Here is a 13,387-nt window from a genome sequence, read left to right on the forward strand (position 1 = left end):
ACATAATAGATGTTTGACCTTTCCATATCCGAGATCGCGATTATCGCGATCGTTGCGACTGTCGTGATCGGCCCTGCTGAGCTGCCGCGTGCGCTGGCGACAGCAGGCAGGTGGATGGCCAAGGCGCGTGGCGTGATGGCCAATTTCCGGACCGGGCTTGATGCGATGGTCCGCGAAGCGGAGCTTCAGGAAATGGAAAAGAAATGGGCGGCTGAGAACGAGCGGATCATGCGTGAGCATCCGGCCATTCCGGGCGATGACGCTTTGCAAGAACCACAGATGGAGCGCCTGGACGGCCCGCCGGCCGCCGAGGCGGCGCCGTCGCAGCCGACAGATGACCGGCCATCGCCACCGCCGGCTGACGACGCCAAGCCATGAACGACCCGAGCAAGCCGGACATTGACGAGAGCAAGGCACCGCTGATCGAGCATCTTATCGAGCTGCGTCAGCGGCTGTTGTGGTCTGTTGCAGCGCTCACCGTGGCCTTTTTGATCAGCATATTTTTCGCCGACGAGATTTTCGGTATCCTGGTCCAGCCATTGACCGATGCCTTTCCGGCCGGCCAGGGCAAATTGATCTATACGAAGCTCTACGAAGCGTTTTTTGTCGAGATCAAGGTGGCGATGTTCGCGGCCTTTTTTCTGGCCTTTCCGATCATCTCCAACCAGCTATGGGCGTTTGTTGCGCCGGGTCTATATGCCAATGAAAAGAAGGCATTTCTGCCGTTCCTGATTGCGACTCCGCTGTTGTTCATTGCTGGCGCATCGCTTGCCTATTTTATCGTGATGCCGACCGCGTTCAAATTTTTCCTGGGGTTTGAAGGCCCGGTCGGCGGGTTGCAGCAGGAAGCTCTGCCAGCGATGGGCGATTATCTGTCGCTGGTGATGCAGTTCATCCTGGCGTTTGGCGTATGCTTCCAGTTGCCGGTGCTGCTGCTTCTGCTCAACCGGGCAGGGATCGTGACCCGCCAGCAATTGAAAGGGATCCGCCGTTATATGATTGTCGGAGCTTTCGCCCTGGCGGCCATTCTCACGCCACCGGACGTAGTGTCGCAGCTGATGCTCGGGATACCCTTGATCCTGCTCTACGAGGTCTCGCTGCTGATCATGTGGTTCGGGGATCGCAAGAAAAGCAAGATCATCCCGTCCTAGGGATCGGATTGCTGGGCCCAATATGTCGTGAGCCCGCCAAATCACGGCTGTAGAACAGACGCGGGATTCGACGGGCTCAGGTCTGATGATTGTCAGTCAATCGCATCCTGGCCAGCCTGGCCTACGGATTCGATGTCACGTCCGGCGCCTTTTACGGTGGCACAGGCGCTCAGCACGAGCATGGATGAAATCAAGATTGCTGCGGTAATTTTCTGCATTTCAAAATATCCTAAAAACTAAACTTAGCACTGACGCGAATATCACGTCCGGTCAGAGGTACATAGTCTTTAGTGAATGATGCATGACGACGAGCGTTCACGTCGAAAATATTATTCGCAGAGGCGAGCAGGGTTACGCCGCCTTCCTTGCCAAACGGACGCCAGGCCGCTGAAGCGTTGACCATGGTGAAGCCATCCGACGTCGTTTCAAAGGCAGCGACCTTGTTCTGGCTGTCTGTCCATTCGACTTCGGCACCCAGATCGAAATTGTCGCTGTGTGCCTTGAGCCCGCCAAGCAAGCGCAATGGCGGGATCCGGGGCACCGAGCCGCCGCCGTTGTCAATTTTGGCACGGACATAGTCGGCCACTCCGTTGGCAATGAAGTCAAAGCCGCCTGCGCGTGCGAAAACTGCCGATGCTGATGCTTCGACGCCATAATAGGTCGCGTCACGCTGGAAGAACTGGAACACCGGCAACCCATCCTCTTCCGCTGCCGTTTCCGCCTCGAAGATATAGTCGTCGAACAGATTCCCGTAGATGGTCGCACTCAACTGGACATCGTCGCTGTCCCAGCGCGCATAGAGTTCACCGCCCCAGCTTTTTTCGGTGGTGAAATTGGGATTGCCGATTTCAAACGCCTGGGTCGCGATATGCGGACCGTTGGAAAGCAGTTCTTCGGCTGAAGGCGCGCGTTCGGCTCTTGAGATATTCACACCAATCTTGAAGGCGGAATCGTCGGGCGCATAAGCGAGACCAAAGGCACCGGATACGGTGTTGAAGTTGCGATCAAAGTTGACTGTGTTGGCGGAAATGCTGGTCTGGTCGAAACGCAGCGCGCCTTCCAGTTCCCAATTGCCCAGGTCCACTTCCTGCAAGGTAAAGAACGCCCAGCTTTCCAGACTGTTTTTTGGAACAAAGGCTTCCGCGCCGATGGCATTGAAGTCGCGTACGAGTACCTGCGAGCCGATAACGCCGCGCCAGCCATCATGGTCGGCTTGCACCAGTTCCGCCCGTGCTTCTATGCCCGAAACCGAAAAGACGGTGCCAATTTCGTCGCCTTCAAATTCGGTATGTTCATAATCGGAATAGCCAGCGCGGAAGTTCAGCGATTCAAAAAATCCGTTCATGTTGACCGCGCCGCGCAGATCCGCGCGAATCTGCTCCATGCCAATGGTAACTGGACCCTCTTCCTCGCCACCTTCTTCTTCTTCACCTTCTTCGCCATGCGCGTGGCCGCTGCCGGGACGGGCCGGAACGCCATAGTCCGTGTTATAGTAGCTGACGGAGACGCCCAAATTGCCGCCATCGTCGATAAAGGCAATCCCGGCACCCGCGGTCTCGGTGCGGCTGGCCGTGTTCGGCACGCGCCCTCTCAGGTTTGCCGTTTCAGTCAGTTCATCAGCTTCATCAAGGTGGCCTTCTTCGGTTTCCTCGGCTGCTGCAGCAAGCACCTCGGCGCGCAATGCCGGAGCCAGCACAAAGCCGGGCACCCGGACGTCATCGGTGTCCCGGTAACTGCCATCTGCATGGACAACCAGCTTCGAGGTGAGCGGGACATCCACCGACCCGGCAATACTCCAGTCATCGGCAGCGCTGCCATAGCCGCCAATTGCGTCGAGATGCAGGGCTTCTTCCGGAACATCGCGGGGAATGCGCTTGTCGATGACGTTGACCGCGCCACCAATGGCATCGCCACCAAACAGCAGCACTGCAGGTCCCCGCAGCACTTCAATGCGCTGAGCGGTGAGGGGGTCGATCGTCACTGCATGATCGACGGAGGTGTTCGACGCGTCGAGCGAGCCGATACCGTCGGTAAGAACCCGGACTCGTGGTCCCTGAAAACCGCGCAACACGGGCCGCGACGCTCCAGGCGCAAAGGAGGTGGATGACACGCCTGCCAAGCCGGTCAGGCTGTCACCAATCTGGGTGCGCAGATCTTCTGCCAGCTCATCGCCGGTCAGGACCGAGGTGCCAGCCAGAATATCGAGCTGGTCGACATAAGGAGCGGTAACGACAATCATGTTATCATCGTGGAAGTCATCCGACAGTCCACTTTCGCTGCGCTGCTCGACGGAATCGGTGTTCTGCGCCCAGGCCGGCGATGCTGGCAAAGCGAAAATGGCGGCGGAAAGGAGTAATTTTCTATGTGACACTTGATCTCTTCCATGATGGGGGGTGAACTGCGCTGCTCTCTAATAGATATGATATAATATATCAATTGCTAATTTTAGTCCGGCAGTGAGGCGAGCGTTTTGACGGGGGTCGGTCGTGATGCAAGCCGAGAAACCAGCCGTTTTACGCCATTTCAGCTTGTTTTAGGGCCGTGCCGCGTGGCGGGAGGTTGGGCGGTTCAGACAGTCTGTGCCCCGGCTGCAACGCAATTGCTGGTCGTTAAGTTCAAGATGACGAGCCGTTTGGCATGGGCTATGGCTGCTTCCATGACCTTCACCAAAAAAATCCTGCTGCTCGGCTCCGGCGAACTGGGCCGCGAATTCACCATCTCGGCCAAGCGGCTGGGCGCCTATGTGATCGCCTGCGACTCTTATGACCATGCGCCCGCGATGCAGGTCGCTGATGCCTGCGAGATATTTTCGATGCTCGACGGCGACCGGCTGCGCGCAGCGGTCGAAAAGCATCAGCCAGACCTGATCGTGCCGGAGGTCGAGGCGATCCGCACAGAGATATTGGCCGATGTGGAGACCGAGGGTTATCATGTCGTCCCGTCGGCGCGCGCTACGCAACTGACCATGAACCGCGATGCGATCCGTGATGTGGCAGCGCAGGAATTGGGGTTGACCACTTCGCGCTACCATTATGCGGAAAACTATCCGGAAGTCGCAAAGGCAGCCGAGGACATCGGTCTGCCGCTGTTAATCAAGCCGGTGATGTCCTCCTCCGGCAAGGGGCAGAGCAAGGTCGACAGCCTCGATAAACTGGAAGAAGCATGGAATTACGCCGTCGCCAATATGCGTGGCGACCGGGCGCGAGTGATCGTCGAACAGTTTATCGATTTCGATTACGAGATCACGTTGCTGACCGTGCGGACCAAGGATGGTGTGCTGTTCTGCCCGCCGATCGGCCACCGGCAGGAGCGCGGCGATTATCAGGAAAGCTGGCAGCCGGCGGCGATGACCGATGCGGCGCTTGCCTCGGCGCAGGATATGGCCCGCAAGGTGGTCGACAATCTCGCCGGTGACGGCAAGGGATGGGGCCTGTTCGGGGTCGAGTTTTTTGTCACCAAACAGGGGGAAGTGATCTTCTCCGAACTCAGCCCACGGCCCCATGACACCGGCATGGTCACTCTGATCGGCCAGAATCTCAGTGAATTCGACCTCCATGCCCGCGCCATCATGGGGTTGCCGATCCCGCATATTGCGTTGAGTGCGCCAGCGAGCGCCAGCGCGGTGATTCTGGCCGACCGGGACAGCGACGATTTCGCATTTGCCGGCGTTGCAGAGGCGCTCGCGCTGGGCAGCGAAGGCGCGGAAACGGATGTCCGGATATTCGGCAAGCCGGTTACTCGGCCCTATCGACGGATGGCGGTGGCGCTGGCGACCGGGGCGGATACAGACCAAGCGCGGGCGTTGGCGAGACAGGCGGCGGATTCGGTTCGGATCGAATATCGGTGAATAATGGGCATAGTTGAGACGCTTCGTCCTTCTCCCGTAAGGGAGAAGGATACGCAGCCTTGCTGAGGAACGAAGCTAGGCGGCGTTGGATGAGGGTGTACTGTCATCGAGGCTGCAGGACACCCTCATCCAGCTTCGTCTAGGCAGCAAGCTGCCAAGTCTGCGCATCCTTCTCCCTCACGGGAGAAGGAAAAAGGCAGGGCTTCCTGATCCGTCCAACCAGCGGGGATTTTCCTGCGCCCGTTTCTTCTCAAGCAAACGAACAATTGTGACTTTTCATTGGCCGATTAAGCGGCCATGATGCGCGGAATATAAAGGAAAGCCCCTATGACCACCCGCGATAATTTTGGCGCCACCACCACCGCAGATGAAGTGCTCGATGGCATTGATCTCACCGGCAAGCTCGTAGTGATTACCGGCGGTGCCTCCGGCCTCGGGCAGGAGACGGCGCGGGCGATGGCGGCGAAAGGTGCGCATATCTTCATTCCGGTGCGCGATATGGCCAAAGGCGAAGCTGCAGTGGCGGAAATCAAGAGCTCCGTTCCCGATGCGAATATCGAACTGATGGAATGTGATCTGGGCAAGATGGCCAGCATCCAGTTTTTTGCCGAGGCCTTTCTGGTCCAGCATGACCGGATCGATCTGCTGATCAACAATGCCGGGGTGATGGCTTCGCCGCACATGACAACCGGCGATGGCCTGGAACTGCAGTTCGGCACCAACCATATCGGCCATTTCCTGCTTACCAATCTGCTGATGCCCGCCCTCATCAAGGCCGCAGAAGCCGGCAGCGACGCCCGCATCGTCAATCTCAGCTCGCGCGGCCATCACGCCGATACGGTCCATTTCGACGACCCGCATTTCGAAACGCGGGACTATGACAAATGGCTTGCTTATGGTCAGGCGAAGACCGCCAATATCATGTTCACCGTCGGCCTGGAAAAAAGGCTGGCGGGCAAGGGCGTTCATGCGCTGGCCGTGCATCCGGGCGGCATCCAGACCAACCTCGGCCGCCATTTGTCCGAGGATGATGCGGCGATGTTGGTAAAGCGGATCGAAGAACGGTCGGGAGGGAAGTTCACTTTCAAGACCGTGGAGCAGGGTGCCGCCACTACATGCTATGCGGCAACCGCGCCGGAGCTTGCAGGCCGTGGCGGCGTCTATCTCGAAGACTGCCATGTAGCGGATGTCAATGACGATGATCCGAGCGGCAGCGTCCGGTCCTATGCGGTTGATCCCGGCAACGCGGAGAAGCTGTGGACCATGTCGGAAGCCACGGTCGACCAGAATTTTTCTTACTAGAACCCCATATTATCGGAGCATCCCTCGCCATGACCACATCCCTCGTCCTCTACGGCTCGCCTCTGTCTCCCTTCCAGCGCAAGGTGGAGGCGGTGATGGCGCTCAAGGGGCTCGAATATGACTGTGAAGATGTCAGCGTCATGGACATGCCGGACTGGTACAAGGCGATCAGTCCGCTTGGCCGCATCCCCTCGCTGCGCGACCGGGATATTGCTGACGATGGTCCTGCAGGCACGATCACCGACAGTTCGGCGATCTGCGGCTATCTGGAGAAACGGCAGCCCGAAACCGCTGTCTATCCTGAAGATGCCTTCGACCATGGCCGCGCGCTCTGGCTGGAAGAATATGCCGATACCGGCCTAGCGATGGCTGGCGGCATGGGGTTGTTCCGGCCGATCATCTTCAATCTGTTCCAGCGCAAGGAGCCGGATCTCGATACCGCGCGCAAGACCTGGAATGAAAAACTGCCGCCGCTGTGGGACTATCTCGAAACCTATCTCGACGGCCGCGCGCATTTCATCGGTGACAGCATCACCATTGCCGATATCGCGGTCGCCAGCCAGATCGCCCAGACGGACATGCTGGCCGGTGCGCCCGACAAGGATCGCTGGCCCTCTCTGGTCGCTCATTATCAGGCGATGCGGGCGCATGACTGTTTCCAGCGCAATAACGCGGGTTGCGACAAGATACTGGCGAAAATGGTGCCGGAGAAATTCGACCTGAGCGCGTAACGGTCGAAGCCTATCGCTTCGATGCGGCTGGCTGATCGTTTGCGGGCACGCGGATCTTGCAGATGCAATGTGCGGAACCTTCTCGCTGGTGAACCGTATTTATGGAAACAACTTTCCATAAATAAGGCACATCATCATGGTTGATAAAAAATCAGGCGTTCCCCACACAACCACCGACAGCGGTATCCGCGTTCAGAGCGAGGAGCATTCGCTGACCGTCGGCAGTGACGGACCGATCGTGTTGCACGATCATTATCTGATCGAGCAGATGGCCAATTTTAACCGGGAGCGGATTCCCGAACGCCAGCCGCACGCCAAAGGCTCGGGCGCATTCGGCCATTTTGAAACGACGCAGGACGTATCGAAATATACCAAGGCGCAGTTGTTCCAGCCAGGCGTGAAGACCGATGTCGCGATGCGCTTTTCGACCGTGGCCGGCGAACGCGGCAGCCCCGACACATGGCGCGATCCGCGCGGTTTCAGCGTCAAATTCTATACCGAAGAAGGCAATTTCGACATGGTTGGCAACAACACGCCGATCTTCTTCATTCGCGATCCGATCAAGTTCCAGAATTTCATTCGCAGCCAAAAGCGCCGCGCCGACAACGGGCTGCGCGACCATGACATGATGTGGGATTTCTGGACGCTTTCCCCGGAAAGCGCGCATCAGGTCACCTATCTGATGGGCGACCGCGGTGTGCCGAAAAACTGGCGCGAGATGAATGGCTATTCCAGCCATACCTATATGCTGGTGAATGCCGAGGGCGAGAAATTCTGGGTAAAGTTTCACTTCCACACCGATGTTGGGGACGAAAGCGGCAACGCTCATCTGACGCAGGAAGAAGCGGTCAAAAAAGCCGGTGAGGACAGCGATTATCATCGCCGGGATCTGTTTGATGCCATCCGCGCGGGCAATGGTCCCAGCTGGACGCTGAAATGGCAGATCATGCCCTTTGAAGATGCGAAGACCTATCGCATCAATCCGTTCGATCTGACCAAGACATGGCCCCATGAGGATTATCCGCTGATTGAAGTCGGGAAGCTGGTACTGGACGAAAACCCGGTCGATTTTCACACCCAGATCGAGCAACTCGCTTTCCAGCCGAACAATATGGTGCCGGGCATAGGCCTGTCGCCGGACAAAATGCTGCTGGCGCGTGGTTTTGCTTATGCCGACGCGCATCGCGCCCGGCTCGGCGTCAATTACGCGCAGATTCCCGTCAACGCACCACGCTGTCCGGTGAACAGCTATACCAAGGATGGCGCGCTACGGACGCAGAATGCTGTCGACCCTGTCTATGCGCCAAACTCCTACGGGGGGCCGTCCGCACAGCCCGAATCCGGAACGGAGGCAGGCTTGTGGCACGCCGACGGTGACATGGTACGCTCGGCCTACAAACTGCGGGAAGACGATGATGACTGGAGCCAGGCCGGCGCGCTGGTGCGCGACGTGATGGATGATAAACAGCGCGATCGTTTCGTATCCAATGTCGCCGGACATCTCGCGGACGGCGTCAGCGAGAAAGTGCTGGTTCGCGCGTTTGAATATTGGAAAAATGTCGACAAGGACTGTGGTGAGCGGATTGAAAAAATGGTCCGCGACAAGATTGGCGGCAAGTCCAAGGCACCGGGCATGGCATCGGCAAAGTCGATCAGCGGCTAGGCCTGATACCACAAACGATGCTGTTCGGAGATCCCGGACAGAATGCAGATCTGAATATTGGAAGCAATTCGGTTGCAAGAGTCTCGAGCGACGTGACCCGCAACCGAATTGTGCCTTTAGACTGCCGGTCAACCGGCGGGAATATAGCCTGCCACGCGGCGGATTTGCGCCCCATCTTGTGCCACTGTTCTAGGCTGCCCCGGCCTGGAGATGCTCTTGCGAAAGGAGTTGTTCGAACATTTTTTCGGGCACCGGCTTGGAATAGAAATATCCTTGTCCCTCTTCACATCCGAGAGCGCGAAGAAACGCCAGTTGCTCAACTGTTTCAATGCCCTCGGCGATCACCTCCAACCCAAGATAATGCGCCATGGTAATCATCGGCCGGACGATCGCTGCTTCCGCTGCCTCGCCATCGCCAGAGATGGGGGCAATGAAACTGCGATCAATCTTGATCCGGCTGAGCGGATAGCGTGTGAGACAGCTTAGCGACGCATAGCCGGTACCAAAATCGTCAAACGCCAATTTTATGCCAAGCGAACTGAGCCGACGAAACGCGGCAACTATGGCTTCGTCCTGTTGCAGCGCAATATTTTCCGTAATTTCGATCTCCAGAAATTCGCCCGGGAGCGCGTGCGCCGACAGGGCTTCCTTTATATCTTGCTCCAAGTGGTCATCCCGAAATTGCGCGGGGAACAGGTTGACGCCCATCCGTATGTCAATAAATCCTCTTGCTCGCCAATCAGCCAGCGTCCGGCAGGCTTCGTTCAGTATCCAGCGACCACAATCGAGCGCCACCGAGCTGTTGGCCAGCGCGTCGATAAACGCGGCAGGGCTGATCAGTCCATGCTCGGGATGGTTCCAACGCAGCAGGGCCTCGGCGCCAACGATCGCACTGTCCTCAAGCCGGACCTGCGGTTGGAAATGCAGGACGAATTCCTGATTTTCAAACGCACGATGCAACTGCATATCCAGGGAACGCCGGGCCTGTGCTCGCGCGCGCATGGCCGGTGTGAAGGCGGTGTAACGGCGCCCGCCAGCCGCTTTTGCATCATATAGTGCGAGGTCTGCGTTCGCGAGAATGATCTCCGGATCGACTTCATCGGATGCGAAGGCGATGCCGGCACTGGCGCCTATGGTCTGCCGGACACCCGCGACAACGAATTCCTTCTCCAGTTCCCGCAATATGCGCTCTACGGTAGAAGCAAGAGCCAGGGCATCCCGGCCCAGATCGAGTACGACAAACTCGTCCCCGCCCAGCCGATAAACCCTCGCCGTTGGCCCGGCTTGTGCGATGATGCGCTTTGCTACTTCCTGCAGCAGCCGGTCCCCGGCGATGTGTCCTTGGGTGTCGTTAATTTCCTTGAACCCGTCGAGATCGAATACTGCCAACCCGATTTCATGGCCCGCATTCAATTTCCAATGCATGTCGCCATAGAGACTGGAGCGGTTCAGCAAGCCGGTCAATTGGTCATGATGGGCCTGATGTTCCAGCAGTTTTGCGGCGGTGTGGCTTTCGGTAATGTCTTTCGTTACCTTGGCGAAGCCAATGATTTCCCCTTTGCTGCCGTAAATTGCGTTGACCGCGACTGTGGCCCAGAACGTGCTGCCGTCCTTGCGAACGCGCTCCGCTCGTGTCTCGTGATAACCCTCACTCCTTGCTTTGGCGATTGCCAGCGCTGGAGCACCACTCGCCCTGTCGGCCGCGGTATAGAAAACCGATTCATTCATACCGATGGCTTCTTCCGCTTTATAGCCTTTGATACGTTCTGCGCCGGCATTCCAACTGGTGATGTTTCCATCCACGTCGAGCATGTAAATCGCATATTCCTTAACGCTGTCGACCAGCATCCGGAATCGCTGCTCCGTTTCTTCCAGCTTGCTTTCGGCGCGATCCTTGTCGAGCAGAGCATCGGGGAGATGGCGGAACACCAGAAGCACCAGAACACAGAATGCGGCCAGAACATTCAGGGCTTTGGGGATGATCAACAGGTTAGGCTGGCTCAGAACCTGAGCGAATATCTCCGGAAAAATACCGTAGCTACTACCCCAGAGCAGCCCGAAATATATGTTTTCGACTATGTTGCGGATCGTATCGACTGCGATGACAAGCAGCAGCAGCCGGATCACTTTGCTTTTCCTTGCCCGAGGCAAATATTTGACGAAAACAAACAGGACAATGGTTGTCCACGCAGCCACAATTGGCCAGTAAATAAGCGCTGCAGCGGTATTCATTTCATTCGGCTTTTCACATTGTGTATTGAGTTATCTTCCAGCTTATTCGATATTAGTTGAGATGACATTAAGGCAACGGACGGCAGATCCGCGCGGACAGAGCCGCTTTGGCGGCGTTGATTGGCTCACGGTAGGACCGTATCCACCTCCCGGAACCGCGTTGGTCAGCGATGGATGAGAGGCAATCTATTGCCGCTGCAGGGGGGTGTGAACTCGGTTTGGACAAAGTCCTGCTATTTATCCGACAAGCAAGCCCATCTTGCGATGCCCATCTTGCGCGCCTATTAAAACATCATGACTATCATACCCAATAGCCTTGCCCTGATCGGCAACACTCCGCTCGTCCGTCTTGCTGGCCCAAGCGCCGAAACCGGATGCGATATTTACGGCAAGTGCGAATTTGCCAATCCCGGCGCATCGGTCAAGGATCGCGCTGCGCTCTTTATCATTCAGGACGCCGAAGAACGCGGGCTGATCAAGCCGGGTGGCCGGATCGTCGAAGGCACGGCGGGCAATACCGGGATCGGCATTGCCCTGGTCGCGAATGCGAAAGGCTATAAATCGACCATCGTGATGCCGGAGACGCAGAGCCGCGAAAAAATGGATACGTTGCGCGCTTTAGGGGCGGAATTGATCACTGTGCCGGCTGCACCCTATTCCAGCCAGTGTCACTTCGTTCATCAATCGCGCCGGATTGCCGAAGAAACCGAAGGGGCCGTCTGGGCCAACCAGTTTGACAATGTTGCCAATCGGCGTGCTCATATCGAGACGACCGCAGAGGAAATCTGGGACCAGATGGACGGCAAGGTCGACGGCTTTGCCTGCGCCGTGGGCACGGGCGGTACGCTAGCCGGGGTCGGCATGGGACTGAAGGCCAAAGACGAAAATGTGACGATCGCTCTGTCTGATCCCCACGGTGCGGCACTGTATGAATATTACGCCCATGGCGAGCTGAAGTCGGAAGGCAGCAGCGTCGCCGAAGGCATTGGTCAGGGCCGGATAACCGGCAATCTGGAAGACGCGCCGGTCGACCGTCAATACCGGATCTCCGACGAGGAAGCGATGGTCTGGGTTGAGCGTCTGCTGATGGAAGAAGGCCTTTGCCTTGGGCTGTCATCGGGCATCAATGTGGCTGGTGCGATCGCGCTGGGCAAGGAGCTCGGGCCGGGGAGCCGTATTGCGACCATCCTGTGTGATACCGGCTTCCGTTATCTGTCGTCGCTCTACAACGCCGCGTGGCTAAAGGAAAAGGGGCTCCCGGTATTCCCGTGGCTGGACCAAAATGGATAAAAGAACACATAACACGAGCCGCCAGGACACGATGCAGCGGATTCAGGTCGGCGTGGTCGGGCTGGCTGCGGTGTTGTTGCTGGTCAGCGTTGCCAATTTCGTTATTCAGCGGGCCAGCGATGAAAAGACCGTCGTGGAAGAAATGCAGGCCGAGGGCACAGGCGTTCCACCGCCGTTGGTGACCGATCCCGAAGAAAACCCAGCAGAGCCTTTGGCAGAATTGGGCATCACGCCGGCACCGGCTGCGGGAACGGCAAAGAAGGGCGCGGAAGCACCAACGGCAAATCTGCCCGGACAGACCGTGCCTGACTTGAAGCCCGATCCGAATCTTGACGCGCCGATGGACCGGGAGCGGCGCTAGTTGCCCGGTTTCTGGCAGACGCCCGCAGCGTGCCTGTTGGCGTTGCTGGCATTGGCCCAATGTACCGGCCAGAAAGCTTCGCCTGAGGAGCCACAGGAGCGGAAAAGTATCCAGCTTATGACCAGTCTGCCGCTGGTGTGGGGCGACAGTACGTCAATGGAAGCAATTCTGTCAGGCGAGTCCGAGCCGGCGCCGATTTACCGATATTGGCAGAAGCGATATCGCATTACAGCGGTCGACAGCCTGGAAAATCTGGCCAAGGAAAATCCGGATACTGTCATCCTCGCTCAACCGCGGGCGATGGACCCGGCCGATCTGGCTGATCTTGATGCCTGGGTGCGGGCAGGGGGTGCGGTCGTTATCCTGACCGATCCCGATCTGGCATGGCCATCTGTTTTGCCGTTCGGTGATCCACGCCGGGCCTTGGCCACCGGTTTGCTGTCGCCGCTGCTCCGTCACTGGGGGCTCGAGCTGGTCGCCATGGGTGATCAGCACGGACAGGCTGCGAACCTTCAGATCGGAAAATATCGCTTCACCAGTCGCGGGATCGGAAAAATCGAGCCACTGGCTGACGGCGTTAGCGCGGGGACCCAATGCGATATTGGCGAGGCCGGTTTTGTGGCCCGATGTTCGGTCGGCAAAGGCCATGCGACGATTGTGGCCGATGCGGATCTGCTAAACGCGGCGCTCTGGCCGGAAGAAACCCGCCAGTCGCCCGGCGAAAGTGACGCTGTGCGGTTTGTGGACTCACTTGTTCAGCAGCCGAATTTTCACCCGAGCCGCAAGCCATGAGAGTGTTTCGCATTGTTA

Annotated in this window: 12 protein-coding genes; 9 read left to right on the forward strand and 3 right to left on the reverse strand. The window is 57.8% G+C overall.

Features of this window, described 5'->3' with window-relative positions; genetic code table 11:
* Positions 1-9: 9 nt before the first annotated feature.
* Both tatB and tatC read left to right on the forward strand, forming a co-directional pair.
* Positions 10-378 (forward strand): Sec-independent protein translocase protein TatB, encoded by a 369-nt coding sequence (gene tatB / locus ACN0WW_RS15515; protein ID WP_417613776.1) that lies wholly within the window; start codon positions 10-12, stop codon positions 376-378.
* Complete coding sequence (gene tatC / locus ACN0WW_RS15520) at positions 375-1,151, forward strand: twin-arginine translocase subunit TatC (protein WP_417613777.1); 777 nt, start codon at positions 375-377, stop codon at positions 1,149-1,151. The genes tatB and tatC overlap by 4 nt, the downstream gene beginning before the upstream one ends.
* Positions 1,152-1,243: 92 nt before the next feature.
* On the opposite strand, the gene ACN0WW_RS15525 is transcribed toward tatC, so the two are convergent.
* The gene (locus tag ACN0WW_RS15525; protein ID WP_417613778.1) at positions 1,244-1,369 is read right to left on the reverse strand and encodes an entericidin A/B family lipoprotein; all 126 of its coding nucleotides are present in this window, start codon (positions 1,367-1,369) and stop codon (positions 1,244-1,246) included.
* Positions 1,370-1,380: 11 nt separating this feature from the next.
* Complete coding sequence (locus tag ACN0WW_RS15530) at positions 1,381-3,522, reverse strand: TonB-dependent receptor (protein WP_417613779.1); 2,142 nt, start codon at positions 3,520-3,522, stop codon at positions 1,381-1,383.
* A gap of 285 nt (positions 3,523-3,807) precedes the next feature.
* Between ACN0WW_RS15530 and purT the strand changes: the two genes are divergently transcribed.
* The 4 genes from purT (at position 3,808) to ACN0WW_RS15550 (ending at position 8,694) form a co-directional block, all read left to right on the forward strand.
* Entirely contained in the window at positions 3,808-4,998 is a 1,191-nt protein-coding gene (purT, locus tag ACN0WW_RS15535; protein WP_417613780.1) for a formate-dependent phosphoribosylglycinamide formyltransferase, read from the forward strand.
* Between the two features lie 327 nt (positions 4,999-5,325).
* Complete coding sequence (locus tag ACN0WW_RS15540; protein WP_417613781.1) at positions 5,326-6,300, forward strand: SDR family NAD(P)-dependent oxidoreductase; 975 nt, start codon at positions 5,326-5,328, stop codon at positions 6,298-6,300.
* A 29-nt stretch (positions 6,301-6,329) separates the two neighbouring features.
* Entirely contained in the window at positions 6,330-7,031 is a 702-nt protein-coding gene (locus ACN0WW_RS15545; protein ID WP_417613782.1) for a glutathione S-transferase family protein, read from the forward strand.
* A 136-nt stretch (positions 7,032-7,167) separates the two neighbouring features.
* Complete coding sequence (locus tag ACN0WW_RS15550; RefSeq protein WP_417613783.1) at positions 7,168-8,694, forward strand: catalase; 1,527 nt, start codon at positions 7,168-7,170, stop codon at positions 8,692-8,694.
* A 189-nt stretch (positions 8,695-8,883) separates the two neighbouring features.
* On the opposite strand, the gene ACN0WW_RS15555 is transcribed toward ACN0WW_RS15550, so the two are convergent.
* A complete protein-coding gene (locus ACN0WW_RS15555; protein ID WP_417613784.1) occupies positions 8,884-10,821 on the reverse strand; it encodes a putative bifunctional diguanylate cyclase/phosphodiesterase in 1,938 nt (645 codons plus the stop codon).
* 399 nt (positions 10,822-11,220) lie between these two features.
* Between ACN0WW_RS15555 and ACN0WW_RS15560 the strand changes: the two genes are divergently transcribed.
* The 3 genes from ACN0WW_RS15560 to ACN0WW_RS15570 all read left to right on the forward strand — a co-directional run bounded on the left by ACN0WW_RS15560 (position 11,221) and on the right by ACN0WW_RS15570 (position 13,369).
* A complete protein-coding gene (locus ACN0WW_RS15560; RefSeq protein WP_417613785.1) occupies positions 11,221-12,216 on the forward strand; it encodes a cysteine synthase A in 996 nt (331 codons plus the stop codon).
* Positions 12,209-12,577, forward strand: a complete 369-nt coding sequence (locus tag ACN0WW_RS15565; RefSeq protein ID WP_417613786.1) for a hypothetical protein — start codon at positions 12,209-12,211, stop codon at positions 12,575-12,577. Before ACN0WW_RS15560 ends, ACN0WW_RS15565 begins: the two co-directional genes overlap by 8 nt.
* Positions 12,578-12,694: 117 nt before the next feature.
* Entirely contained in the window at positions 12,695-13,369 is a 675-nt protein-coding gene (locus ACN0WW_RS15570) for a DUF4350 domain-containing protein (protein ID WP_417613787.1), read from the forward strand.
* Positions 13,370-13,387 lie beyond the last annotated feature (18 nt).

Source organism: Parasphingorhabdus sp. (genome assembly GCF_048269865.1).
In the GTDB taxonomy this organism is placed as follows: domain Bacteria; phylum Pseudomonadota; class Alphaproteobacteria; order Sphingomonadales; family Sphingomonadaceae; genus Parasphingorhabdus.

What these genes read in the sequence shown, in the direction of transcription:
- tatB (WP_417613776.1), top strand. Translation starts at nt 10, where the DNA reads ATGTTTGACCTTTCCATATCCGAGATCGCGATTATCGCGATCGTTGCG.
- tatC (WP_417613777.1), top strand. Translation starts at nt 375, where the DNA reads ATGAACGACCCGAGCAAGCCGGACATTGACGAGAGCAAGGCACCGCTG.
- ACN0WW_RS15525 (WP_417613778.1), bottom strand. Translation starts at nt 1,369, where the DNA reads ATGCAGAAAATTACCGCAGCAATCTTGATTTCATCCATGCTCGTGCTG.
- purT (WP_417613780.1), top strand. Translation starts at nt 3,808, where the DNA reads ATGACCTTCACCAAAAAAATCCTGCTGCTCGGCTCCGGCGAACTGGGC.
- ACN0WW_RS15540 (WP_417613781.1), top strand. Translation starts at nt 5,326, where the DNA reads ATGACCACCCGCGATAATTTTGGCGCCACCACCACCGCAGATGAAGTG.
- ACN0WW_RS15545 (WP_417613782.1), top strand. Translation starts at nt 6,330, where the DNA reads ATGACCACATCCCTCGTCCTCTACGGCTCGCCTCTGTCTCCCTTCCAG.
- ACN0WW_RS15550 (WP_417613783.1), top strand. Translation starts at nt 7,168, where the DNA reads ATGGTTGATAAAAAATCAGGCGTTCCCCACACAACCACCGACAGCGGT.
- ACN0WW_RS15560 (WP_417613785.1), top strand. Translation starts at nt 11,221, where the DNA reads ATGACTATCATACCCAATAGCCTTGCCCTGATCGGCAACACTCCGCTC.
- ACN0WW_RS15565 (WP_417613786.1), top strand. Translation starts at nt 12,209, where the DNA reads ATGGATAAAAGAACACATAACACGAGCCGCCAGGACACGATGCAGCGG.
- ACN0WW_RS15570 (WP_417613787.1), top strand. Translation starts at nt 12,695, where the DNA reads ATGACCAGTCTGCCGCTGGTGTGGGGCGACAGTACGTCAATGGAAGCA.